Source organism: Burkholderia anthinoferrum, from assembly GCF_002925705.1.
Lineage (GTDB): Bacteria > Pseudomonadota > Gammaproteobacteria > Burkholderiales > Burkholderiaceae > Burkholderia > Burkholderia semiarida.
The window spans coordinates 160,569-184,788 of record NZ_LFZP01000001.1 but is presented as its reverse complement, the minus strand read 5'-3'; the positions used below and the strand labels follow the sequence as shown (position 1 = coordinate 184,788).

At 67.8% G+C, this 24,220-nt stretch carries 20 protein-coding genes; 11 read left to right on the top strand and 9 right to left on the bottom strand.

Annotation, left to right across the window (positions count from 1 at the left end; all coding sequences use genetic code 11):
- Positions 1 to 62: 62 nt before the first annotated feature.
- Complete coding sequence (gene flhD, locus C5F75_RS00860; RefSeq protein ID WP_059578082.1) at positions 63 to 383, bottom strand: flagellar transcriptional regulator FlhD; 321 nt, start codon at positions 381 to 383, stop codon at positions 63 to 65.
- On the opposite strand from flhD, the gene C5F75_RS36630 reads away from it, so the two are divergent.
- Both C5F75_RS36630 and C5F75_RS00850 read left to right on the top strand, forming a co-directional pair.
- Positions 382 to 732 (top strand): hypothetical protein, encoded by a 351-nt coding sequence (locus C5F75_RS36630; protein ID WP_181035347.1) that lies wholly within the window; start codon positions 382 to 384, stop codon positions 730 to 732. The two genes, flhD and C5F75_RS36630, sit on opposite strands and share 2 nt — an antisense overlap.
- Positions 733 to 1,047: 315 nt before the next feature.
- Positions 1,048 to 2,112, top strand: a complete 1,065-nt coding sequence (locus C5F75_RS00850) for a glycosyltransferase family 4 protein (RefSeq protein ID WP_059578080.1) — start codon at positions 1,048 to 1,050, stop codon at positions 2,110 to 2,112.
- Positions 2,113 to 2,215: 103 nt separating this feature from the next.
- On the opposite strand, the gene C5F75_RS00845 is transcribed toward C5F75_RS00850, so the two are convergent.
- Positions 2,216 to 2,512, bottom strand: a complete 297-nt coding sequence (locus tag C5F75_RS00845) for an H-NS histone family protein (RefSeq protein WP_021162849.1) — start codon at positions 2,510 to 2,512, stop codon at positions 2,216 to 2,218.
- 299 nt (positions 2,513 to 2,811) lie between these two features.
- Between C5F75_RS00845 and aqpZ the strand changes: the two genes are divergently transcribed.
- Positions 2,812 to 3,555 (top strand): aquaporin Z, encoded by a 744-nt coding sequence (gene aqpZ / locus C5F75_RS00840; RefSeq protein WP_006489324.1) that lies wholly within the window; start codon positions 2,812 to 2,814, stop codon positions 3,553 to 3,555.
- Positions 3,556 to 3,685: 130 nt separating this feature from the next.
- Here aqpZ and C5F75_RS00835 read toward each other — a convergent pair whose 3' ends face one another.
- Together C5F75_RS00835 and C5F75_RS00830 are read right to left on the bottom strand one after the other, a co-directional pair.
- Entirely contained in the window at positions 3,686 to 4,510 is an 825-nt protein-coding gene (locus C5F75_RS00835; RefSeq protein ID WP_104011771.1) for a Cof-type HAD-IIB family hydrolase, read from the bottom strand.
- Between the two features lie 435 nt (positions 4,511 to 4,945).
- Positions 4,946 to 5,827: a BadF/BadG/BcrA/BcrD ATPase family protein gene (locus C5F75_RS00830; RefSeq protein ID WP_059580666.1), complete on the bottom strand. Its 882-nt coding sequence runs from the start codon at positions 5,825 to 5,827 to the stop codon at positions 4,946 to 4,948.
- Positions 5,828 to 5,969: 142 nt separating this feature from the next.
- Between C5F75_RS00830 and C5F75_RS00825 the strand changes: the two genes are divergently transcribed.
- Entirely contained in the window at positions 5,970 to 6,572 is a 603-nt protein-coding gene (locus C5F75_RS00825; protein WP_059580665.1) for a DNA-3-methyladenine glycosylase I, read from the top strand.
- A gap of 126 nt (positions 6,573 to 6,698) precedes the next feature.
- Here the strand turns inward: C5F75_RS00825 and C5F75_RS00820 are convergent, their stop codons facing one another.
- Positions 6,699 to 7,934, bottom strand: coding sequence for a PepSY-associated TM helix domain-containing protein (locus C5F75_RS00820; protein WP_059580661.1), 1,236 nt, complete (start codon positions 7,932 to 7,934; stop codon positions 6,699 to 6,701).
- A 229-nt stretch (positions 7,935 to 8,163) separates the two neighbouring features.
- On the opposite strand from C5F75_RS00820, the gene C5F75_RS00810 reads away from it, so the two are divergent.
- Positions 8,164 to 10,287 (top strand): TonB-dependent siderophore receptor, encoded by a 2,124-nt coding sequence (locus tag C5F75_RS00810; protein WP_059580657.1) that lies wholly within the window; start codon positions 8,164 to 8,166, stop codon positions 10,285 to 10,287.
- A 169-nt stretch (positions 10,288 to 10,456) separates the two neighbouring features.
- Here C5F75_RS00810 and rpsU read toward each other — a convergent pair whose 3' ends face one another.
- Complete coding sequence (gene rpsU / locus C5F75_RS00805; RefSeq protein WP_006401410.1) at positions 10,457 to 10,669, bottom strand: 30S ribosomal protein S21; 213 nt, start codon at positions 10,667 to 10,669, stop codon at positions 10,457 to 10,459.
- A 542-nt stretch (positions 10,670 to 11,211) separates the two neighbouring features.
- Here rpsU and C5F75_RS00800 point away from each other — a divergent pair.
- The 3 genes from C5F75_RS00800 (at position 11,212) to C5F75_RS00790 (ending at position 13,973) form a co-directional block, all read left to right on the top strand.
- Complete coding sequence (locus C5F75_RS00800) at positions 11,212 to 12,030, top strand: flagellin domain-containing protein (protein ID WP_059580654.1); 819 nt, start codon at positions 11,212 to 11,214, stop codon at positions 12,028 to 12,030.
- Between the two features lie 194 nt (positions 12,031 to 12,224).
- The gene (gene fliD / locus C5F75_RS00795; protein WP_059580652.1) at positions 12,225 to 13,643 is read left to right on the top strand and encodes a flagellar filament capping protein FliD; all 1,419 of its coding nucleotides are present in this window, start codon (positions 12,225 to 12,227) and stop codon (positions 13,641 to 13,643) included.
- 33 nt (positions 13,644 to 13,676) lie between these two features.
- Positions 13,677 to 13,973, top strand: a complete 297-nt coding sequence (locus tag C5F75_RS00790) for a flagellar protein FliT (RefSeq protein WP_059580649.1) — start codon at positions 13,677 to 13,679, stop codon at positions 13,971 to 13,973.
- 242 nt (positions 13,974 to 14,215) lie between these two features.
- On the opposite strand, the gene C5F75_RS00785 is transcribed toward C5F75_RS00790, so the two are convergent.
- The 3 genes from C5F75_RS00785 to C5F75_RS00775 all read right to left on the bottom strand — a co-directional run bounded on the left by C5F75_RS00785 (position 14,216) and on the right by C5F75_RS00775 (position 20,925).
- A complete protein-coding gene (locus tag C5F75_RS00785; RefSeq protein WP_059580647.1) occupies positions 14,216 to 16,702 on the bottom strand; it encodes a tetratricopeptide repeat protein in 2,487 nt (828 codons plus the stop codon).
- On the bottom strand, positions 16,699 to 18,897 hold the full coding sequence (locus C5F75_RS00780; protein WP_059580645.1) for an O-linked N-acetylglucosamine transferase family protein: 2,199 nt from the start codon (positions 18,895 to 18,897) through the stop codon (positions 16,699 to 16,701). The genes C5F75_RS00785 and C5F75_RS00780 overlap by 4 nt, the downstream gene beginning before the upstream one ends.
- A gap of 240 nt (positions 18,898 to 19,137) precedes the next feature.
- Entirely contained in the window at positions 19,138 to 20,925 is a 1,788-nt protein-coding gene (locus C5F75_RS00775) for an O-linked N-acetylglucosamine transferase, SPINDLY family protein (RefSeq protein WP_059580644.1), read from the bottom strand.
- Positions 20,926 to 21,330: 405 nt separating this feature from the next.
- On the opposite strand from C5F75_RS00775, the gene C5F75_RS00770 reads away from it, so the two are divergent.
- Genes C5F75_RS00770 through C5F75_RS00760 form a run of 3 tightly spaced genes read left to right on the top strand, consistent with a single transcriptional unit; the run spans position 21,331 to position 24,217 of the window.
- Positions 21,331 to 22,116: a class I SAM-dependent methyltransferase gene (locus C5F75_RS00770; RefSeq protein ID WP_059580641.1), complete on the top strand. Its 786-nt coding sequence runs from the start codon at positions 21,331 to 21,333 to the stop codon at positions 22,114 to 22,116.
- Positions 22,113 to 23,498 (top strand): NAD(P)/FAD-dependent oxidoreductase, encoded by a 1,386-nt coding sequence (locus tag C5F75_RS00765; RefSeq protein ID WP_059580638.1) that lies wholly within the window; start codon positions 22,113 to 22,115, stop codon positions 23,496 to 23,498. Before C5F75_RS00770 ends, C5F75_RS00765 begins: the two co-directional genes overlap by 4 nt.
- Positions 23,495 to 24,217 carry a WbqC family protein gene (locus C5F75_RS00760; RefSeq protein ID WP_089464449.1) on the top strand — a complete coding sequence of 241 codons (723 nt, stop codon included), beginning with the start codon at positions 23,495 to 23,497 and terminating at the stop codon, positions 24,215 to 24,217. Before C5F75_RS00765 ends, C5F75_RS00760 begins: the two co-directional genes overlap by 4 nt.
- Positions 24,218 to 24,220 lie beyond the last annotated feature (3 nt).

The following is a 24,220-nucleotide window of genomic DNA, read 5'->3' as shown; positions in this document are numbered from 1 at the left end:
ATGAATGGCCAATACGCTGCCGGCCGGCGCGGCGCGCCGGGACGAACGCAAGGCGGAATGGATCAGCGGACGCCTTCGACCTGCTGCCCGGCCATCAGGATGGCCGAGTGGGCGTGCGCGACGACATCGCTGCGGCCCTTGTCGGCGAGCGACGACAGCAGCGCGTGATCATCGAAGCGGAAGCGGCACAGCATCTGGTTGGACGCGGCCAGCTTCACGGTCTGCGCGAGCGTGAGGTTGGCGAGCACGTCGGCGAGTTCCTGAGAAATGCCCATGCGGAACATACCCATCGCCTTGTCTTCCCGCAGCAGTCGTTGCGCGAGGAGGAGGTACGACAGGTTGACCTCTTTGATCTCACTGAGCATTTCGCTGGTGGTGCCCATGATTCCCCCGTTAAAGAGCGTTGCTTTGGCCATTCATGTTATGAAAACGTTTGCTCGATCAGTGCGCACCAGGCGCTCAGTCGGCTCGTTTATAGTCTTACAGGGCGAATTTTGGCCAAACGGGATTTATGTCGGTATCAGCGAAGTGGCGTATGCCATGCAGGATTTGTCTGTAAACCGTGTAGGAATTTTTCTGACAAGGCCGATTGAAAGGCGCTATTGGAAAAACGGGTTGCAACGCGGATTCGGTTGCGAGGAGACCGATGCCCGCGGCGCCGGTGGCGGAAGGCTCGCCGGCAGGGCCGCCGGCAATCGGATCGGTAAAAATTATAGTGGTTTTTCACGATAGCGCAACAATAGTCGAGGCTATCTCGGTTCAGGATTCCGTGCCCTTTTTCTCGGGGTTTTCGCGTATTTCATCGTGTAACAAGCCTTAAGTGTTTGAAAAAACACTCGAACCCCTCAGGGCGATATCGATAATGGACTCCAATGGGCGGCGGCGCGAGCCGTGCCGGCCCGCCCCGCAGCTTGCCGTCCGGCGCCCCCCGCACCCGCCCAGGGCCCGGCCACGTACCGCGAAGCGCGTGCGTCGGCGAGTTCCGCCACCTTGTACGGGATCCCCATCGGCGCCATCGCGCCCCCGGATCGACACTGGAGAACATCCATGCGAATTGCCCAGATCGCGCCGCTTTACGAAGCCGTCCCGCCGAAACTCTACGGCGGCACCGAGCGGGTTGTGTCCTATCTCACCGAGGCGCTCGTCGAACTCGGCCATGACGTGACGCTGTTCGCCAGCGGCGACTCCGTCACGTCGGCCCGTCTCGAGGCGGCGTGGCCGCGCGCGCTGCGGCTCGACCCGTCGGTCCGCGACTCGATGGCGCCCCATATGCGGCTCCTCGAGCAGGTCGCCCGGGTCGCGCACGAATTCGACGTGCTGCACTTCCACCTCGATTACCTGCCGTTCCCGCTGATGTCGCGCCTCGACACGCCGTACGTGACGACGCTGCACGGCCGCCTCGACCTGCCGGAGCTGCAGCCGGTGTTCGACGCGTTCCCCGATTCGCCGGTCGTGTCGATCTCGAACAACCAGCGCAAGCCGCTGCCGCAGGCCGCGTGGGCCGGCACCGTGTACCACGGGCTGCCCGACACGCTGCTCACGCCGCAGCCGGACGTGAAGCCCGAATACCTCGCGTTCCTCGGCCGGATCTGTCCCGAAAAGCGTGTCGACACCGCGATCCGCATCGCCGCGCAAAGCGGGCTGCCGCTGAAGATCGCCGCGAAGGTCGACAAGGCCGACGCCGACTACTTCAAGGAAGTGATCGAGCCGCTGCTCGACCAAGCGCACGTCGAATTCATCGGCGAGATCAACGAAGCGCAAAAGCCCGCGTTCCTGTCCGGTGCGAAGGCGCTGCTGTTCCCGATCGACTGGCCGGAGCCGTTCGGCCTGGTGATGATCGAGGCGATGGCCTGCGGCACGCCGGTCGTCGCGTTCAACCGCGGCTCGGTGCCGGAAGTGATCGAGGACGGCGTGACCGGCTTCATCGTCGAGGACGTGCAGGGCGCGGTCGGCGCGCTGCACCGGATCGACAGCCTGTCGCGCACCGCGATCCGCGAACGGTTCGACACGCGCTTCAGCGCGAAGGCGATGGCGCGGCGTTACGTCGAAACCTACGAATCGCTTTGCGCGGCGGCCAAGCAGCCGGCATTGCGCCGGGTTGCGGGCGCCTGACACGGAAATCCGCCGGGAAATGCGCGGTAAAAACCGCGCCGAAATCGGCGCGTAAAACGAAAGAGCCGCATCGACGATGCGGCTCTTTCTATTTGGCTTGCGGTCATTCGATCAGGAAACGATCGCGGTTTTTCCCGACGATCCAATTCGGCGGCTTGCCACGCCCGCTCCAGGTTGCACCGGACTTCGGATCACGGTATTTCGGCGGCAGCGGCGCCTTCTTCGGCGGGCGCCCGCGCTTCGCCCGCTCCGCGAAGCCCAGATCCTGGGCGGTCAGCCCATATTCCGCAATCTTCTGCTGGACTTCGGCAATCACCGCCGCCACTTCCTGGCGGCGCACGTCGTCCGCCTGAGCCTGCAGATCGGCGATCTGCGCCTTGAGTTTCGCGTATTGAGACATTTTTCGACTCCCCTTTTCGATGATGCGGCCCCGGCGAATCCGGCCGGGACACCAACATCCGTTACGTCATCCGCACTGCCGCCCTGCCCTTCGAAATTAATGCTGCCATCTTTAACCGAATCGCCTATATCGAGAATGCGGACTTATTCTAATAAAAGGCATTCGTCAGCCATTCAAATTTAACAATCGTTTACCCTCCCGGGCCCGATTCATTTCCTATAATCCAGACCAATTCCGGACGACCGAATAAATCCGTTGCGTCGCCCCGGGTCTTCAACCCACTCGAACGAGGTCCCTACATGAATCTTTCTCAGCGTCTCGCTGCAGAGGTATTCGGCACGTTCTGGCTGGTGCTCGGCGGGTGCGGAAGCGCCGTGCTGGCCGCCGCCTTTCCGGGCCTCGGCATCGGCTTTGCCGGCGTCGCACTCGCGTTCGGCCTGACCGTGCTGACGATGGCCTTCGCGATCGGCCACATCTCCGGTTGCCACCTGAACCCGGCGGTGAGCGTCGGCCTGACGGTCGCCGGCCGCTTTCCGGCGCGCGATCTCGCACCGTACATCGTCGCGCAAGTGGTGGGCGCCACGCTCGGCGCGTTCGTGCTGTACCTGATCGCAACCGGCAAGCCGGGTTTCGACGTGGTCGGCAGCGGCTTTGCGACGAACGGCTTCGGCGATCGCTCGCCCGGCCACTACTCGCTCGCCGCGTCGTTCATCTGCGAAGTCGTGATGACGGGCTTCTTCCTGTTCGTGATCCTCGGCGCGACCGACAAGCGCGGCGTGCCGGCCGGCTTCGCGCCGATCGCGATCGGGCTGTGCCTGACGCTGATTCACCTGATCTCGATTCCCGTCACCAACACGTCGGTGAACCCGGCGCGCTCGACCGGCCCGGCGCTGTTCGTGGGCGGCGACGCGATCGGTCAGCTCTGGCTGTTCTGGGTCGCGCCGCTGATCGGCGCGGTGCTCGCCGGAATCATCTATCCGCTGGTCGCCGGGCGTGACGACGCCGTCGACCTGCTGCCCGCATCAGCTCGCACAAGCGAATAAACACTACGGGGTCAAGCGAGCAGAGCAGCGAGCCTCACGCTGTCGAAGAACATCGAGGCAGGCAATTTCAACGGGCGCCCCTGGCGCCCGTTTTTCATTTCCACGCGGCAAACGCGCACGGGGCCGGCGCTCAGGACGCGACGACGTCGTCTTCGAGCGAGAACAGCGTGCGCAGGTGGCGGGCGACGCCCGCGTCGAAGTTGTTGCCGATCCGCGGAATGTGAGGCAACCGCGCGATCAGGTCGGGATTCGCGTTGTTCATCATGAACGCATGACCGGCGGTTTCGAGCAGGTCGATGTCGTTCATGTTGTCGCCGAACGCGATGCAGTGGCCGGCATCGACGCCGAGCCGCGCGAGCACCGTGCGCAGCGCGCGCCCCTTCGACACGTTCGCGGTCATCACCTCGAGGCAGTCGGGCAGCGAGTACGTGACGTACAGCGCATCGCCGAACTGCACGCGCATCTGCTCGGCGACGACCGCCAGATCGGCCGGTTCGCCGATATACAGCACCTTCGCGATAGCGGCGCCGTCATGCGCGGCCATGTCGATCACCTCGTACCGGAAGCCCGAATCCTGATGGAATTCGAGCAGGTGCGGCGCTTCGCGGTCGATCAGCCAGCCGTCGTTGGTAAACAGGTTGACGATCACGCGGCCGTGCGCGCCGGCGACTTCGGGGTGCACGAGGCGGCGAACGATCGCCGCGTCGACGTCCTGCGCGTGGATCGTCGTGTCGTCCGGCGCATGCACGCGCGCACCGTTCGACGTGATCAGGTACGGCCGGATGCCGAGCACGTCGCGAATGCCGGCGACGTCCGCATAGTGGCGCCCCGTGGCGATCACGAATTGCACGCCGTCGCGGTCGAGCCGGCGAACGGTGTCGATCGTGTACGGGTCGAGCTGGTGGTCGCTGTTCAGCAGCGTGCCGTCGAGATCGGTGGCGATGACTTTGTACATGGGGCGGGAGAGTGGCGCGCGCGGCACGGAGGAAGCGCCATTTTAACGTCGTACCCGGCAGCGCGCCGGGTCGTTGCCGGGCACGCGGGGCCTGGGGGCTGCTGCGGGCTGCTGCGGGCTGGTGCTGGGCTGGTGCTGGGCTGGTGCTGGGCTGGTGCTGGGCTGGTGTTGGGCTGGTGTTGGGCTGGTGTTGGGCTGGTGTTGGGCTGGTGTTGGGCTGGTGTTGGGCTGGTGTTGGGCTGGTGCGGGGCTGGTGCGGGGCTGGTGCGGGGCTGGTGCGGGGCTGATGCGGGCTGCGGCAGCGCGGCATCCGCCGCGCGCCCCGTTCGCCTTAGCCGCTCGCCTTAGCCGCTCGCCTTAGCCGCTCGCCTTAGCCGCTCGCCTTAGCCGCTCACCTTAGTCGCTCACCTTAGGCGCTCGCCTTAGCCGTTCACCTTAGCCGCCCTCCGCCGCCCGCAACGCCTGGAGCGCGAGCCGCAGCGCGCCATGCGCCGAATCGTCGAGCGGCGCGCGCAGCCGTGCGGCGTGCCGCGCCGGCACCGCCGGCGCGAGCGCGTCAGCCAGCCCGCCGCACAATGCGACCGGCAGCGCCTGCTGAGGATCGAGCGCGTCGATCATCTTGCCGATCTCGTCGCCGGCCTGCGCGATCAGCGCGCGCGCGACCGGATGCGTGCGATGCGCGAACACGACGGGCGCGAGACGCGCGTAGATCGTCTGGTTCGCGTCGCACGACCACTGGACCAGCGCGTCGCGATCCTGCGTGCCCGTTTCCGCGAGGAGCGCCGTGGCGAACGCGTCGCGCGGCACGCGGCCGTCGAGCGCCTGTTGCGCGTAGGCGAGCGCACGCACGCCGAGCCACGCGCCGCTCGCCTCGTCGCCGGACGGAAAGCCGAAGCCGCCCGCGATCCGGCACGCGCCGGCCGCATCGAGCGCCGCCGCGATGCTGCCGGTGCCGAGCGCGACGATGAGCCCGGGCGCGCCGCCATGCGCGCCGACGACGGTCGTGTACGCGTCGCTCTCGATCGCCAGTGCGCCAAGCGGCGCCTGCGCGCGGAACGCGGCGAGCCACGCCGCGTTGTTGACGCCGGCGAGCCCGCAGCCGAGCGCGCACTGCGACCAGTCGAACGCGAGACCGGCCTGCGTGAACGCGTCCGCGCAGGCCGCGCCGATCGACGCCCATGCCCGCTCGATGCCGAGCCCGAGCCCCGACGGGCCGCCGCGCCCCTGCGCGAGCTCGCGCCCCGCCCGGTCGGCCAGCACCGCGCGCGTGCCCGTGCCGCCGCCGTCGATGCCGATCGCAAAAAGTAATGCCGCCATGCCTTCATCCCGCTGATTCGAACAGGCGCCAAGCTTAACCGGATCGGCGCCGCGCGCCCATCTGCCGTTCGGCCGGCTATCCCGCCAAAAGGGCTTCCGCTATGCTGGCGCGATCGAATCGACACTGAAAACGAGGCAGACGATGTCGCAGCGGTGCAACTGGGTGAAGACGGAAGCGGACGCTCACTATCACGATACCGAGTGGGGCGTGCCGTCGCACGACGATCGCCACCTGTTCGAAATGCTGATCCTGGAAGGCGCGCAGGCCGGGCTGTCGTGGTCGACGATCCTGAACAAGCGCGCGGGCTATCGCGAGGCGTTCGCCGATTTCGACGTCGACGCCGTCGCGCGCTTCACGCCCCGGCACATCGAGAAATTGCTGGAGAACCCGGGCATCGTGCGCAACCGCGCGAAGGTCGAATCGGCGGTGACCAACGCGCGGGCGGTGCAGCGCATCCGCGAAGAGCACGGGTCGCTCGCCGCGTTCCTGTGGTCGTTCGTCGGCGGCACGCCGATCCAGAATGCGTGGCAGTCGTACCGCGACGCGCCCGCCTCGACCGAGCAGTCCGACGCGCTCAGCAAGGCGCTGAAGGCGTACGGCTGCAAGTTCGTCGGCTCGACGATCTGCTACGCGCTGATGCAGGCGACCGGCATGGTCAACGATCACGAAGCCGGCTGCCCGTGCCATGCGCAATGTGCGGCGCTCGGCGGCAAGCAGCCGGCACGCCGGCGCAAGGCGGGCTGACGGCGCAGGCACACGCTGGGCGCAGGCGCCGCGCCGCTGGCCCGCGTCGGTTGCACCGTCCGCGTACTGCTTGACGCTTGGCCCTTGCCGCTCGGCCATTACCGCTTGGCCCTTGCCGCTCGCTCCTTACCGCGCCGCCCGCGACGACGCCGGCACGACCGGCCGCGCGCTCCGCGCAGCCCGCACGCGCGCGCTGCGCTTCTTCACCCAGATGCAGACGCCCGTCACGCTCAGCATCGCGATCACGATGCCGAGCACGCTCACGGCGACCCGTCCGGCGACACCGGCGATCCGCCCCGAGTGCAGCGGAAACTGCGCCTGCATGAACAGGTCGCCGGCTGAACCGCGGCCGGGCACCTGAGCCGCCACGGGCTTGCCGGTCACCGCATTCCAGTACAGCCACGCATTGCCGAGCCCGACGTCGCCATGGTCGTTGCCCGGCGTGAAGAAACCGACCGCATAGGCGTTCATCGCCGGCGCGAACAACAGCGCGCCCGGCGGCGCGGCGAGGCCCGCGTCGCGTCCGGCCGAGCGCGCGATCTCGACGATCCGCTCGCGCGGCAGCACCTGGCTGCCCGGCGCGGCCGGCGGGAAATGCTCGGGATTCGTATACGGCGTTTCCGCGAGCGGCGAAACGAGCGAGACCAGCGGGCGCACGACCGGAACGGCAAGGTTCATCGAGATCGACGTGACCGCGACGACCAGCAGCAGCCCCCACACCCACACGCCCCCCGAGCGATGCAGGTCGAACACGAGCGGATAGCCGCCGCGCCGCACGCGGAACGCGAACGACTTGCGCCAGCTTTTCGGGTTCGGAAATGCGAGCACCAGCGCGATCAGGCTGTCGATCGCCCACACGATGCCGACGACGCCCATCACCCAGAACCCGAAGTTGATCCCGCCGTACACGGGCAGGAACAGCGAGTAGTGCAGCCGGTAGATGAACGGCATCAGGTCGAGCCGCGCGAGCGACGGCGCGCCCCATTCGCGGCGGCCCTGCACCGCGCCGGTCGCGGGATCGACGGCGATCTGGCTGAAACCGAGCGCGTACGGCTGGCCGGTCGCCGGATCGGTACGCGGCGTCACGCCCGCCTGCAGCGTGTGCCCCGGTTCGACCGCGAGCGGCAGATAGGTCACCTGCACGCGCGGGTCGGCCGCCTCGATGCGCGCCGCGAGTTCGAGCGGCGCAAGCGGCGCCGCGCCGCTGCGCGCGGTATAGAAATCCGGGTTCAGCGCCGCGTCGAGCTCGTGGTCCCACGCGATCAGCGCGCCGGTGAGCCCCGCGACGAACAGGAACAGCGCGATGGCGAGCCCGAACCAGCGGTGCAGGCGCACGAGCAACGGTCGCAGGAGCGCATTCATCGCGTGCGCAGCGAAAGGAAAGCGGGCCGGCACGAGCGGCGGCCCCGATTCGACGGGATGCGGTTCATTTCAGGTCGGGCACCGCGCAACGGCCATCCGGCCCAGTCGGACGAGGCCGGATGCCCTTGTGCGCGGCATGGAATTGTTGCGCGTTCGGCGGGTTTTGATACGATGCGCGACATTTTAACGCAATGCGAATGATTCTTACTCGCATTTTTACTCGCTCGCCATGACCGTCAGCCTTGCCCGCCCTCCCGTCCGTCCACGCCGCGTCGTCGCCGCCCTCGCCTGCCTTGCCGCCTCGCTCGCGCATGCGGACGATTCGCCGGGCGACGCCGCGCTGCTGCCTGCCCTCAACATCACGGCCGCGCACGATTCGCCGCAACACTTGACCGACACGATCTCGACCGGTGCGCTCGGCACACGCCGGCAGCTCGACACGCCGTTCTCGACCACGATCGTCACGTCGGAAGAGCTCGAGGCGCGTCAGCCATACAAGCTCGGCGACGTGTTCGCGAACGACGCGTCGGTGTCCGACAACAGCGGCGCGTACAGCGCGTGGGCCAGCTACCTGACCGTGCGCGGCATGCAGCTCGACTGGCAGAACGGCTACAAGATCGACGGGCTGCCGTTCGTCACGTACGGCATCACGATGCCTTACGAGCAGCTCGAGCGCGTCGAGCTGCTGAAGGGGCTCGGCGGCTTCCTGTACGGCTTCGTGACGCCGGGCGGCGTCGTCAACTACGTGACGAAGCAGCCGGGCGCCGAACCGGTGCGCAGCGTCGACATCGGCTACCGCAGCACCAACGTGTGGACCGAACATGTCGATCTCGGCCAGCGCTTCGGGCCCGGCAACATGTTCGGCGCGCGGCTGAATGCGACGCACGAGGAAGGCAAGACGTACAACGACGGCAACATCCGCCGCGACAGCGTGTCGCTCGCGCTGCAGGCGAACCTGACGCGCGACCTCTCCGTGTCGTTCGGCGCGCTGTACCAGGACCGCCGCACGACCGGCCAGACGCCGTCGATCTTCACCGGCAGCTATCCGGGCGGCGCACTGCCCGCCACGATCAGCGGCGGGTCGACGAACCTGGGCGGCAAGGACCAGTACCTGAACACGAACCTGCAGCTCTACACGGCCGGGCTGCAATACCAGCTCGCGCCCGACTGGCAGCTCGACGTCGCGTACAGCTACAGCAAGGCGACGCGCCGACGCAACGAAAGCACGCTGTACCTGCAGGACGCGGCCGGCAACTACACCGACAGCCGCTACGTCGGCATGGAGGATCACCGCTTCAGCCAGTGGCGCGCGATGGTCGAGGGCAAGGTGCGCACGGGCCCGTTCAGCCACCAGATCGTGCTCGGCGCGTCGTGGCAGAAGCAGGCGAACGACTATTCGGCGAACAGCGTGTTCGTGCCGCTCGGCGCCGGCAATCTCTACGCGCCGAACCCGTACCGCTACGAGAGCCCGCACGGCTTCGTCCAGTACCGCACGAGCGAGATCGTGCAGAAATCGCTGTTCGCGAGCGATACCGTGCAGCTGACCGAGCGCTGGTCGGTGCTCGCCGGCGTGCGTTACATGAACTACGAGCAGCGCTCGTTTCAGGCGAACGGCGCCGAGGATCCCGGCTATCGCCAGAACGGCGTGGTGACGCCGACCTTCGCGGTGATGTTCAAGCTCGCGCCGACCACCACCGCGTACGCGAGCTACGCCGAATCGCTCGAGCCCGGCAGCCGCGTCAACGACGTCTATGCGAACGCGGGCGAGGTACTCAAGCCGCTGCGCAGCAAGCAGTACGAGCTCGGGATCAAGAGCGAGCACGCGCGCTGGAGCGCGACGGCCGCGCTGTTCCGGATCGAGCGCAGCGCCGAATACGCGAATGCCGCGAACGTCTACGTGCAGGATGGCGAATCGATCATTCAAGGGATCGAGGTCGGCGCGCGCGCGCGATTCGGCGCGCACTGGAATGCAGGCTTCGACGCGATGCTGCTCGACGCGTGGTACGCGAACGGGATCGGCAACAACGGCAACCGGGTTGCCGGCGCGCCGCGCTTCGTGCTCGCCGGTGAAGTCGGCTATGCGGTGCCTGGCGTGCCGGGGCTGACACTCGGCGTCGACGCGAAATTCACCGGCGCGACGCCGCTGCGGGCGGCCGGCGGCCTCGACGCGCCGGGCTTTCTCGTCGTCAACGCGGGCGCGCGCTACCTGACGCGGGTCGGCCGCCACGACGTGACGTTGCGCGCATCGATCGACAACGTGCTGAACCGTCGTTACTGGGAGTACCAGTACGCGGACTACGTGAAGCCGGGCGACCCGCGCACGGTCAGCCTGAGCGCGAAGATCGACTTCTGAACGCCGCGGCGGGCAGCCGCACGGCCCGCCCGCCGCCGCGCGTCGGCAGCGGCCGGGGCGGAACCTCACCGCCCCGGCCTCGGGATTTTCCCGACCGGCAAAAGCAAAACGGCGGAGCGGCCTCTTTCGAGGCACACTCCGCCGTTTCGCGGCGAACCGTCAGAAGCGCTTAGTGGAGCTTCTTCGGCAGCATCTGGCTGCGCAGGCGCTTGTGCAGACGCTTGACGGCTGCTGCCTTCTTGCGCTTGCGGACTGCGGTCGGCTTTTCGTAAGACTGGCGCTCACGCAGTTCAGCGATCAGGCCATTTTTTTCGATAGCGCGACGAAAGCGGCGAATCGCCACTTCGAACGGCTCGTTTTCTTTCAGAAGAATCGTCGTCATGTCGTTCCTAAATTGCTTAAACGGTCAAAAACGTAGCGGCCAAGCGCCACGCACCGGCCATCCGAGCGTTCCCACAACAGGCGAAACGAGCGGAAATACGGCCTCGGAGGCCGGAAAAGAGAGGCGGAAAGCACCGCGAGTACGCTTCACAACCGCGTGCAGCGCCGCGTTTGACTGCCAGCAGACATGCCGAAAACGGCAAAGGCGTGACAGAAATCTCAATTCAGCCCGCCATCATAGCAGGAAATCACAGACAAAACCATCCTTTTGTTGATCCCGGCTCGTCGCGCCGTGCAACGCGGCCGCGCACGCCGCCCCGCGAGGCCGGCGCGCGGTCGGCCGGGAATCGCTGCGGGCCATGCCGGGCGAGGACGTCGCGGCGAACCGCCCCTTCGGTCCCGAATTTCCTTGCGCATCCCTCTAAAGTTTTCGCCGGGTGCCGCCGTCAACCAGGAAAGGCGGGCAGCGCCAGTCGCGATAAAGCGCAACGCCGAAATCAGAACCTGTCTGTATCCCAGGCATTTTCCAAAACGAGGAAGCAAATGCTGAACATCAACACCAACATCCTTTCGCTGACGACGCAGACGAATCTGTCGGGCTCGCAAAGCGCACTGTCGCAAGCAATCAACCGCCTGTCGTCGGGCAAGCGCATCAACACCGCTGCCGACGATGCAGCAGGCCTGGCGATCTCGACGTCGCAAACGGCGGCAATCAATGCGCTGACGCAAGGTGTTGCAAACGCGAACAACGGCATCTCGATGATCCAGACCGCCAACGGCGCGCTGCAATCGACGGTCGACAACCTGCAGCGTATCCGTACGCTGGCGCAACAAGCGGGCGACGGCTCGCTGGATTCGGGCGCTCGCGCGAACCTGCAAGCTGAAGTGTCGACGCGTCTCAGCGAAATCGACCGTGTCGCATCGCAAACGACGTTCAACAGCCAGACCATCCTGGGCGGCGCCGGCAGCGTCACGTTCCAGATCGGCGCAGCAGCGAACCAGGTCGTGACCGTCGACTTCGGCACGGCGAACTGGAACAGCACGGGCATGAGCGTGAACACCCTGAGCGTCGCCACCCAGTCGGGCGCGCAATCGGCGATCACGGCGATCGACGCGGCACTGAAGCAAGTCAACACGTTCCAGGCAACGCTCGGCGCAGCACAGAACACGTTCCAGGCTGCGATCTCGACGACGCAAACCCAGGCAACCAACATGACCGCGGCTCGCTCGCAGATCACCGACGCGGACTTCGCGACGGAAACGGCGAACCTGAGCAAGGCGCAAGTGCTGCAACAAGCCGGTATCTCGGTTCTGGCGCAAGCGAACTCGCTGCCGCAGCAAGTCCTGAAGCTCCTCGGCTAATCGAGCAGCACCCGCGGCGGGCCACGTGCCCGTCCGCCTCCGGGCACGGCGGCGTCGCCATCGGCACTCGATGCGACTCCGCCGCAACCGCCCTGATCAGAATTCTCCAGGGAGGCGCGCCTCCCTCTTTGCATTGAACCGCGGCGCCCCGCCGCATCGCGCACGTCGACTGCGCGGACGACCGGAGCAACGGCATGGCCACCACGACCCCCGTCAGCAGCACGGACATCAGCACCATCCTGGCGAATGCAGGTCAATCGATCATCAGCGGCGCGACCAATTCGTCGCTCGACGTCAACACGCTCGTCACGACACTGGTGAACGCGAAGACGGCCGGGCAATTGCAGACCCTGCAGACCCGGCAGACGAACGACAATACGCAGCTGTCCGCCATCGGCCAACTGAAGGGTGCGCTGTCCGCGCTGCAGACCGCGCTCACCGGCCTCTCGAACGGCACCACGCTCAGCAGCCTGGCCGCGACGGCGAGCGGCACGGGCATCGCGACGTCGATCAAGAGCGGCAGCGGCGCGGTGGCCGGTTCGTATTCGGTGAATGTCACGCAGCTCGCGACCGCCAACAAGCTGTCGTCGGCCGGCGTGACGGCGGCGGACACGATCTCGGCCGGCTCGCTGAGCATCACGTTCGGCAGCAACCCCGCGTTCAACGTCAACGTGGCGGCCGGCGCGTCGCTGTCCGACATCGCGTCGTCGATCAACTCCGCGTCCGGCAATGCCGGCGTCACCGCATCGGTCATCACCGGTTCGGACGGCCAGCATCTCGTGATGCAGTCGAACCTCACCGGTGCAGCCAACACGATCTCGATCACGGGCACGGGCGTCAACTCGAAACTGACGTCGGGGTACACGACGGTCACGCCGGCCGCCGACGCGCAGTTGACGATCGACGGCACGCCGGTGTCGAGCGCGTCGAACAACGTGTCGGGCGCGCTGACGGGCGTCACGCTGGCGCTGTCGCAGGCCGCTGTCGGCACGACGCAAACCATCACGCTGTCGCAGGACACGGCCGCGGCGACGACCGCGATCAACAATTTCGCGACCGCGTATACCAACTTCGTGACTACCGCGAAATCGCTGTCGAGCTACGACCCGACGGCGAAGACCGCCGGCCCGCTGCTCGGCGACGCGATGTTGAACACGATCAGGAGCACGCTCGCGACGACGCTCAGCAGCGGCGTCACGACGGGCGGCACGACCTATGCGCTCGGCAGCATCGGCATCAACGTGGACTCGACCGGCGCGATGTCGGTCGACACCGCCGCGCTGACCACCGCGCTCAAGTCGAACGGCTCCGCGGTGGCGGCGATCTTCAACCAGACGAATGGCATCGCCCAGGCGCTCAATGCGAACATCAACTCGTACACGCAGACGTCCGGCCTGATCGACCAGCGCACCAACGCGATCAACGCCGACCTGAAGAGCGTGCAGGCCCAGGCGACGCAGCTGCAGAGCTACTCGGACCAGTTGACCAAGCAATACAATGCGCAGTTCACCGCGCTGAACACGCTGATGGCGACGATGGCGAACAACACCCGTTACCTGACCCAGCTGTTCGGCGGCCAGAACAGCGCCGGCGCGCTGGCCAACAACAAGTAAGCCTTGGCCGCACCGCCCCTTCGGAGCCGAACCATGACGAACGACACCCTGTCCCGCGCCTTCGACCTGACCCGTGCCATGCAGTCGGCGGCCGACGCACGCGACTGGGTGCGCGTCGCGGCCCTCGCCGACGAACGCTCGCCGCTGCTGATGAACCTGTCCGGCGAGCAGACGCCAGACGCGCTGGACCGCGTGCGGCAGATCATGGCCATCGACGCGTCGATCACGGAGCATGCGCAGACCGACCGTGACCGCCTCGCCGCGGAATTTGCGCAGTCCCAGGAGCGGATCAAGGCCGCGAGCCAGTACCAGAAAGCCGGCATGCTGTGACCGGCCGGGCGTCTCGCCCGCCGCGCATTTCGAATTAAAAGACGCCGCCAGTCGAGCGGTCCGTCGTCGCCGTACCGTCGAGCCGCTTCAATGCGGCTTTTTTTTTCGCCTGCAGGCGGGCGTGCGAGCCGGATCGCGCCGGCCACGCCCGCGTCGCCCGCCCGACGGCCGCCTCGATCATCCCGGGCGGCCGGCCCGACGATGCGCGAGCGCGGCTTCCCGCCGCGGCGCGATCCCGCTCGTCACGCGTCCCGGGGCGCCGTGTCGCCGCCGGCGTAGCGGGCCCACATGCCGTGCAGCGCGTCCTCGAGGTTGCGTGCGAAGCGCGACGCATCGCACAGCGGCGACGCCAGCGCGCGCTCGCGCAGCGTTGTACGCAGCGTCGCCAGCCCGTCGCGGTCGCGCGCGAACGCGACGGCCTTCGCGAGGTACGCCGCCTCGTCTTCCGCGATCCATTCGCCCATGCCCGCCGCGTGCAGCAGGCTCTCGCAAATGTGCGTGACGAACCGGCTGCCCTTCATCCCGAGCACCGGCACGCCCATCCACAGCGCTTCGGCGGTCGTCGTGCCGCCCGGGTACGGAAACGGGCTCAGCGCGATGTCGATGCGGTTGTATGCGGCGAAGTATTCCGCACGCGGCGAGCCGCCTTCGAGGATCAGCCGGTCCGCGCCGATGCCGTGCCGCGCGAAGCGGTCGAGCGTCGCCTGGTTCACGTCGCCGGCGCCGAGCTCATGCGCCTTCAGCAGCAGCCGCGCGTCCGGCAGCGCGTGCAGGATGCGCGACCACAGCGCGACGACCGCGTCGCTGATCTTGATCAGCTTGCCGAAGCAGCCGAACGTGACGCCGCCGTGAGCCGCCATCGGCAGCGGGCCGACCGCGACGTCGTACGGCGGCGGCGTGAAGCACAGGTAGCTGTCCGGCAGTCGCCACGGCCGTTCGGTGAAGTGATGCGCCTCGTCGGCCGGCAGCGTATACGCATCGCCGATGAAATAGTCGATCGCCCGGCACCCGGTCGTCGCGAAGAAACCCAGCCAGCTCGCCTGCACCGGCGCGGGCTTGTGCCCGAAGATCGGCAGGCCGCTCCAGTTGGTATGGCCCGCCATGTCGATCAGGATGTCGATGCCGTCGTCGCGAATCAGTTGCGCGGCCTCCTCGCGGCCCAGACTGACCACCTTCTTCCAGCTCGCGAAGTTCGGCCTGAGCCGCGCGGTCACATCGTCCTCGCCGACGAACGTCACATAGGCATGCGGCTCGATGCGCGACCGGTCGATCCGCGCGAGCACGCTTTCAAGGAAGATGCCGACCGGGTGCTGCCGCAGGTCGCCCGACACGAAGCCGACGCGCAGCGGGCGCCCCCGCGCCTGCGCGACGCGCTGTGCGCGGTCGTGCTCGAACGGACGCGCGTCGCGCTCGAGATGCTCGCCGTAGCGGCGCGCTTCGGCGACCCACTCCTGCGGCTCGAACGCGGGCGAACTCGACATGTTGAACAGCATCCGCGAGTACGCGCGATGCAGGTCGTGCCGGATCGCCGAGCGGAACGCATCCAGCGCGCCGGCGAGATCCCCTTTCGCCCACAGGATGTCGCCGAGCGTCATCTGCACCTTCAGCGGATCGATGCCGAGCTTCCGCGCGATCTCGGTATGCTTCATCGCCTCGTCGAGCTTCTCGAGCCGAAACAGCGCGGCGGCGAGGTTGTGATGTGCGTCGGCATCGTCCGGGTTCAGGTCGATCGCATGCCGGTGGCTCAACTCCGCGGCGGCCAGCAAGTTGAGGTTGTGATACGCGAAGCCAAGGAAGTTGTATGCGTCGGCCAGTTCGGGATCAAGCTCGATCGCGTGCCGGCACACCTGCACCGCCTGCCCGTATTCGCCCTGCTGGTTGCGCAAATCGCCGAGCCATGCCCATGCCCGTGCATGCGCGGGGTCGATCGCGATCGCCTGCTCGAGCAGTTCGAGCGCCTTGTCGAAATCGCCGATGCGCTGCAGCAGCCTTGCCAGTACGCAGTGCGCGTCCGCGTCGCCCGGATCGAGTCCCTCGCGCGCATGGTCGACCGCCCCCCGCAGATCGCCTGCCGCGCGCAGCGTCGCGCTCAACCCCTGGTGCGCGACGCGCAAGCCCGGTTGCAGCGCGATGGCGCGACGATAGGCATCCGCGGCCTCGTCGAATTTCTCCTGCGCATGCAGCGCGTTGCCGAGATTGCAGTACGCCTCCGCGTATTGCGGCTGGTGCGCGACCGCCTTGGCGTAGCTCGCCGCCGCCGCCTCGTGCTCGCCCAGATCCTGCAGCGCGTTGCCGAGGTTGTTGTACGCCTGCGCGTAGCCGGGGCGCAGCTCGATCGCGCGCGCGCAGCTCTGCATCGCGGCCGTCGGTTCGCGCGCGTCGCGCAACGCGTTGCCGAGGTTGTTGTGCGCTTCCGGATAGTCCGGCCGCAGCGCCACCGCGCGCCGATAGTGCGCGATGGCGTCGTCGAGCCGCCCGCTTTCGCGCAGCATGTTGCCCAGATTGTTGAAGTACGACGCGTCCGGCCGCTCGACGAGCGATTGCTCCATCAGCGCGAGCCCTGCGTCGTACTGCTTCAACTGGCACGCCAGCAGCCCGAGGAAATGCAGCGCATCCGGCTGGCCCGGCCGCGCGGTGAGGATCGCGTCGTACAGCGTCTTCGCTTCCGCGAGACGCCCCGCCTGATGATGCGCCAGCGCGGACTGCAGCGTGTCGTGGATATCGTTCATGCTTCCTGCTCCGAGTTCGTATAGCGTTGCCACATGGCGACGAACGCCGCTTCGAGATGCGCGGCGAACCGGCGCGCGTCGCACAACGGCGATGCGAGCAGCTGCGCGCGCAGCCCGGCGCGCAGCGCCGCGAGCTGCTCGCGATCGCGCATCGCCGCGATCGCCTTCGCGACATAGGCGTCCTCGCCGTCAGCGACCCATTCGCCCATGCCCGCCGCGTGCAGCACGCTTTCGCAAATGTGCGTGACGAACCGGCTGCCCTTCATCCCGAGCACCGGCACGCCCATCCACAGCGCTTCGGCCGTGGTCGTGCCGCCCGGATACGGGAACGGGCTCAGCGCGACGTCGATGCGGTTGTATGCGCCGAAGTATTCCGCGCGCGGCGAACCGCCCTCGAGGATCAGCCGGTCCGCGTCGATGCCATGCCGCGCGAAGCGCGCGACGGTCGCATCGCGCACGCCGTCGCGGCCGAGCTCGTGCGCCTTGAGCAGCAGCCGCGCGTCCGGCAGCGTGTGCAGGATGCGCGACCACGCGCGCACGACGTCGTCGCCGATCTTCACGAGCTGGCCGAAGCAGCCGAACGTCGGATGGCCGCTCGCCGCCATCGGCAGCGGGCCGACCTCGACGTCGCAGGCCGGCGGCGTGAAGCACAGGAAGCTGTCCGGCAGCCGCCACGGCTTCTCGACGAAGTGATGCGCTTCGGCATCCGGCAGCGTATAGCGGTCGCCGATGAAGTAGTCGATCGCGTCGCAGCCGGTCGACGCGAAGAAGCCGAGCCAGCTCGCCTGCACCGGCGCGGGTTTCCAGCCGAACACGGGAAGCCCGCTCGACTGCGTATGGCCCGCGAGGTCGACGAGGACGTCGATCTCGTCGTCGTGAATCATCCGCGCGGCCGCCTCCGGACCCAGCGCGGCAATCGAGCGCCAGCCGTTCGCGTGCGGCTTCAGTTTCGCGGTGATCGCGTCCTCGTCGTCCGTGGTCACGTACACGCGCAGGTCGATGCGCGTGCGCTCGAGGTGCGCAAGCACGCTTTCCAGGAAGATCCCGACCGGGTGCAGGCGCAGGTCGCCGGACACGAAGCCGACGCGCAGCGGCCGCCCTTGCGCGCGCGCGGCCCGCTCGCGCGGATCGTGCACATGGCGCGTCGAACGCGCGGCCACGTGCCGGCCGTAGCGCCGCGCGTCGGCCAGATAGTCGGCGGGGTTCACGCAAGCGGACGCCGCCGCGCTGAACAGCAGCCGGTTCAGCACGGTCGCCGCGACGTCGTCGGCGTCGTCGCGCACCAGCGCAAGCGCATCGCGATACGCGTGGACCGCGGCATCGACGTTGCCCTGCGCGCGCAGGATGTCGCCGAGATTGACGTGCATCAACACGGCCGGCGGGCCGGCCTGCAACGCCTGCCGGCAATACACAAGCGCCTCGTCGAGCCGCTGCAGCTTCAGCAGCACGACGGACAGGTTGTGGCACGCGCCGGCGTCCGCCGGATTCAGCGCGACCGCCGTGCGATGGCACGCTTGCGCGTCGTCGAGCCGGTTCAGTCCGTGGTACGCGTTGCCCGCGTGGTTGTGTGCGTCGCCGAGGTTCGGCGCGAGCCGGATCGCGTCCAGCGCGTGCGCGAGCGCCTCCGCGCAGCGCAATTGCTTGTGACGCACGGCGCTCAGGTTCGCGTGGGCCATCGCCATCGACGCGTCCAGCTCGATCGCGCGGCCGTAATGCGTGGCGGCGCCGTCGAGGTCGCCCAGATCCTGCAGCGCGTTGCCGAGGTTGTTGTACGCCTGCGCGTAACCGGGGCGCAGCTCGATCGCGCGCGCGCAGCTCCGCATCGCGGCCGTCGGTTCGCGTGCGTCGCGCAACGCGTTGCCAAGGTTGTTGTGCGCTTCCGGATAGTCCGGCCGCAGCGCCACCGCGCGCCGATAGTGCGCGATGGCGTCGTCGAGCCGCCCGCTTTCGCGCAGCATGTTGCCCAGATTGTTGAAGTACGACGCGTCCGGCCGCTCGACGAGCGATTGCTCCATCAGTGCGAGCCCCGCGTCGTACTGCTTCAACTGGCACGCCAGCAGCCCGAGGAAATGCAGCGCGTCCGGCTGGCCCGGCTGCGCGGTGAGGATCGCGTCGTACAGCGTCTTCGCTTCCGCGAGACGCCCCGCCTGATGATGCGTGAGCGCCGCCTGCAATGCCTGTCCTGTTCCGTCCATCTCGTCTGCTCTGCTCAATAGGGATGCGGTGCGCGTCCGAAGTCGATCAGCCTGCCGCCGTGCCCGATCGTCACGGCCGGCGCCGCCATCCCGTCGCGCGCCATCCCGACGACGGCGTCGCGCACGCGCCGCCGGTCGGAACGCCGATCACGCCGGCCGGCGCGGCGTTCAGCGCGACGGGCGCCATGTTCCGCTTGCCGCCGCGTGGAAATGACCCCGCACGTCACGTCGTGCGCGGCCTCACACGGATGCGCCCGCCGCGGCTTCGACGTGCTGCGCCCACATGCCGTGCAGTGCGTCCTCGAAGTGGCGCGCGAAGCGGGGCGCGTCGCACAGCGGCGACGCGAGCACCTGCGCGCGCAGCGTCGTGCGCAGCGCCGCCAGCCCGGCGGGCTGGCCGACCTGCACGACGGCCTTCGCGACATACGCGTCGTCGTCGTCCGCGATCCACTCGGGCAGCCGCGCCGAATGCAGCAGGCTCTCGGCGATGTGCGACAGGAAGCGCTCGCCGCGCCGGCAAAGAACGGGCACGCCCATCCACAGCGCTTCGGCGGTCGTCGTGCCGCCCGGATACGGGAACGGGCTCAGCATCAGGTCGACGCGCCGGTACGCGGCCAGGTATTCGGCGCGCGGCGAGCGGCCTTCGAGGATCAGGCGCCGCGCATCGATGCCGTGCGCCGCGAAGCGCGCGGCAAGCGCCTGCTGCTCGCGCGGATCGTCGAGATGCTCCGCCTTCACGAACAGCTTCGCGCCCGCGACCGATTGCAGCACGCGCGACCAGACCGCGACGACGTGAGCGGTGATCTTCGCGAGCTTGCCGAAATAGCCGAAGGTCGGATGGCCGTTCGCGAGCATCGGCAGCGCGCCGACGTCGACAGGCTCGGCCGGCGGCGTGAAGCACAGATAGCTGTCCGGCAGATGCCACGGCCGCTCGGTGAAATGCGCGGCCTCGGCGGGCGGCAGCACGTGACGGTCGCCGATCACGTAGTCGATCGCGCGCACGCCGGTGCTCGCGAAATAACCGGGCCAGCTCGCCTGCAGCGGCGCCGGCTTCCACGCGAACAGCGGCAGGCGGTTGTAGACCGTGTGGCCCGCCGCGTCGAGCAGCACGTCGATGCGGTCCGCACGGATGCGCGCGGCCGCCGCTTCGTCGCTCAGGCCGGCAATGCAGGTCCACGTCGCGAAGGCCGGCTTGATGCGGGCGGTCACGTCGTCCTCGACGTCGCGCGTCGGGTACGCATGCATCTCGATCCGGTTCGCGTCGAGATGCTCGAGCATGCTCTCGATGAAATAGCCGACCGGATGCGCCTTCAGGTCGCCAGACACGATGCCGACCTTGAGCGGCCGCCCGGCGCGCGGGGTCAGGTCGACGAGCCAGTCCGTCCACGGCGTCGCGCAGCGCGTGACGACTTCGTCGTAGCGCGCGGCCTCGGCGAGATAGGCGTCGTGGTCGAACGCTTCGCTGCAGTGGCTCGCGAACAGCAGGTTGCTGCGCGGCTCCGGCAGCTCGGGGCGCAGCGCCACCGCGTGCCGGTAAGCCTCGAGCGCGGCCGGAATCTCGTTCACGTCGAACAGCGCATTCGCAAGGTTGTTGTAGGCCTGGCCGTTGTCCGGCTTCAGCGAGATCGCGTGGCAGAACGCATCGACGGCCGCGCGGGCGTCGCCGGCGAGCCGCAGCGCGTTGCCGAGGTTGTTGTACGCATCGACGTAGTCGGGCCGCAGCTCGATTGCGAGACGGAAGCACTCGGCGGCGGCGGCGTGACGATTGTCCGCCTGCATGACGTTGCCGAGGTTGTAGTAGTACATCGCGTCCGGCCTGATCTCGATCGCCGCCATGATCAGGTCGGATGCCTCCTGATAGCGCCCGTACCGATGGCCGATCAGGCCGAGCAGGTGAAGCGCGTCCGCGTGCCGGGGATCGGTGTCGAGGATCTGCCGGTACAGCGTCTCGGCCTCTTCCAGCCGGTCGGCCTGATGGTGTGCCAGCGCCTGTTCGATCGTGGCGGCGGCGGGGGAGGTGGGCATCATGAGCTATGTCGTCCTGGTAGCCAATACGGATTCGAATCGCGGCCGGCTCCGCTGCGTCGGCGCACGCCTTCGCCCGCGGACGCACGCACCGACGGTCTCCGACGTGTCCGAATTCTCCTCGCGCACGCCGCGTTCCAATCTGGCGAGCAAGTGCTGGAATTGGTCGCTATTCCCGCTACTGCGAGCCGCACCCGCGGGTGCCCCGAATTCGCGCCGGACAGCCGCGAATCCATCGAAATGCGGGGTGAAACCACCCGCTAATCCGACATTCGATCCTGGCGGCGCTCGCTAGACTTGATCGCAGAAAGATGTCCGACCTGCGACGCTCGGACGGCTGCGCATTCCGATGCCGCCGCGCCGACGCGCGCTCGTCCGGTCACACCCTTTGTGCCTGGAGCCCTGTGTATGCACGAATCAGCGATCATCACCAACGCAGATGGCGATCAGCTCGCGGCGCGCCGCGAACTGTTCGACCTGATGCAGACCTACCCCGCGACGCGCGAGGAACTGGAACGGTCGCTCGGCCTGTTCGTGCGCGGCTCGCTCCTCGCACGCATTCTCGCGACCTTCGAGATCTATCAAAAAATCGTGCCGCTGCCGGGCGCGATCCTCGATCTCGGCACGTGGCGCGGACAGACCGCCGTGCTGTGCGAGAACTTCCGCGCGATTCTCGAGCCGCTGAACTTCCAGCGCCGCATCCACGCATTCGATACGTTCACGGGCTACACGGGCTTCGCCGAGCACGACACGCGCGACCGCAAGCTGTTCTCCGACGGCACGTACTCGCTGTCCGGCGAGTACGCCGACCTGCTGCGCAAGCTGCTGAACCTGCACGAGCGCAGCAACGCGATGGGGCACGTGCATGACAAGCACCACGTGTGGGAAGGCGATTGCCGCGACACGCTGGCGGCGTTCGACGAAGCGCATCCCGGCGAGATGGTCGCGCTCGCGTGGTTCGACCTGAACGTGATCGAGCCGACCCGGCACGCGTTCGACGCGGTGATGGAGCGGCTGGTGCCCGGCGGCGTCGTCGCGTTCTGGCAGCTTACCCGCGGCGGCCAGCTGCCCGCGGAAGGTATCCATTACCTGCGCGACCTGCTCGGCAACCGTCCGCACCAGATCCACAAGGCAGCGGCCTATCCGTCGCTCTGCTACCTGTCATTCCCCGAAGGCGGGGGCGCACGCAAATGAAGATCGCGATCCTCGGCAACGGCATTCTTGGCCTGATGACGGCCCGCGCATGGCAGCAGGCCGACCCGGGCGTCGAGCTCGTGATCGTCGGCCACGCGCATCGGCCCGGCTCGGCCACGCGCGCCGCGGCGGCGATGCTCAATTCGTTCACCGAACTGGAAGGCGATTCGCTCGGCACGCCGATCGACCGCTTCAAGTTCGAACTGAGCCGCGGTGCGACGGCAGCCTGGCCCGCCGTATTCGCCGAAATCTGCACGCCGGAGCGCGCGATCGCGTACGGCTTCGGCACTTTCGTGCTGAACAACGCGGCGACCGACGCACTCGACGACGAGAACTTCGCGGCCATGCAGCGGTTCTGCCGCGAATTCGAGGAGCCCTGCGAGGCGGTCGATCCGTCAGGCATCCCGAACTATCATCCGGACCCGCGCTATCGCGCGCTGAAGGCGGTCTTCCTGAAGCGCGAGGGCTGGGTCAATCCGAAACAGTTTCTCGACGCGCTGACCGAGTCGGTCGCGCGAGCCGGCAACGTGCGCTTCATCGACGCCGAGGTCGAGCGGCTCGAGACCGCGGCCGGACGCGTCACCGGGGCGCGCCTGTCCGATGGTGGCGTGCTCGGCGCGGACCGCTTCATCCTCTGCAACGGCGCCAACGTGACGCGCGTGCTGCAGGCGAGCCTGCCCGAGTTGCCGGTGCAGCGGATGTTCTATGGCATCGGCATGTCGATCGAACTGCAGAGCGCGGAGAACGTGCACACGCACTGCGTGCGCACGACCAACCGCGGCCTCGCGTGCGGCGTGTATTCGGCGCCGTACGGGCCCGACCGGACCCTCGTCGGCGCCAGCAACTACATCAGCCCGGTGCCGCACGAGCACGGCCACGCCGGCAGCGCGTACACGCTGCTCAAGTCGGCGATGGACCAGATCAACACCCGCTTCTCGCGCGCGAACCTGGTCAACGTCAACGTCGGCTGGCGGCCGACGACGTCCGACCTGTATCCGCTGTTCGGCGAAACCAGCGTGCGCGACCTGTGGATTCTCGGCGGCACCAAGCGCGACGGCTTCCACCTGTCGCCGGTACTGTGCCGCGATCTCGTCGCGGCGATGCGCGGCGAGCCGATCGATCCGCGCTACGCGGAACTGGCGCCCGAACGCCCGCTGATCCGCAACATGACGCGCGAGGCCGCGATCGCGAAGACGGTGCGCCATCAGATCAATGCCGCGTACCAGCACGACTTCGTGCCGGCGCGCAACCGCATGGTCGACCAGCTCCGGAACGCGATGCGCGCGGACCTGGAGGCGCTGCACGACAAGCTGGGCGCAACGGACTGGGGCATTCCGCCCGAGCTCGTCGACATGTACCGGTACGGCCACATTCCGGCATGAGCGGTGCGACCATGAACCGCGACGCGAAGCGGGTGGCGATCGTCCAGTCCAACTACATTCCGTGGAAGGGCTACTTCGACCTGATCGCCGCCAGCGACGAGTTCATCCTCTACGACGACGCGCAGTACACGCGCCGCGACTGGCGCAACCGCAACCAGATCAAGACGCCGCAGGGCGTGCAATGGCTGAGCGTGCCGGTGAAGGTGAAGGGCAAGTATCACCAGTCGATCCGCGAAACCGAGATCGACGGCGCCGACTGGGCGCCGCTGCACTGGAAGGCCCTGCAGCAGAACTACGCGCGCGCGCCGCACTTCGCGCGCTATGCGGACGAGCTCGAGGCACTCTACACCGGCCGCACCTACGGGATGCTGAGCGAGCTGAATGTCGCGATGCTGACGTGGGTCCTCCGGCAACTGGAGATCGGCACGCGCGTGTCGTCGACGTCGGACTATGCGCTGCACGGCGACCGCACCGAGAAGCTGCTGAACCTGTGCGTGCAGGCGGGCGCGACCGAGTACCTGTCCGGCCCGGCCGCGCGCAGCTACCTCGACGAGAACCTGTTCGCCGATGCCGGCATCGCGGTGCGCTGGTTCGACTATCCGGCCTATCCCGAGTATCCGCAGCAGTGGGGCGATTTCGTCCACGGCGTGACGGTGCTCGACGTGCTGTTCAACTGCGGTCCCGAAGCGCGCCGGTACGCGCTGACCTCGAAAGATTGAGGT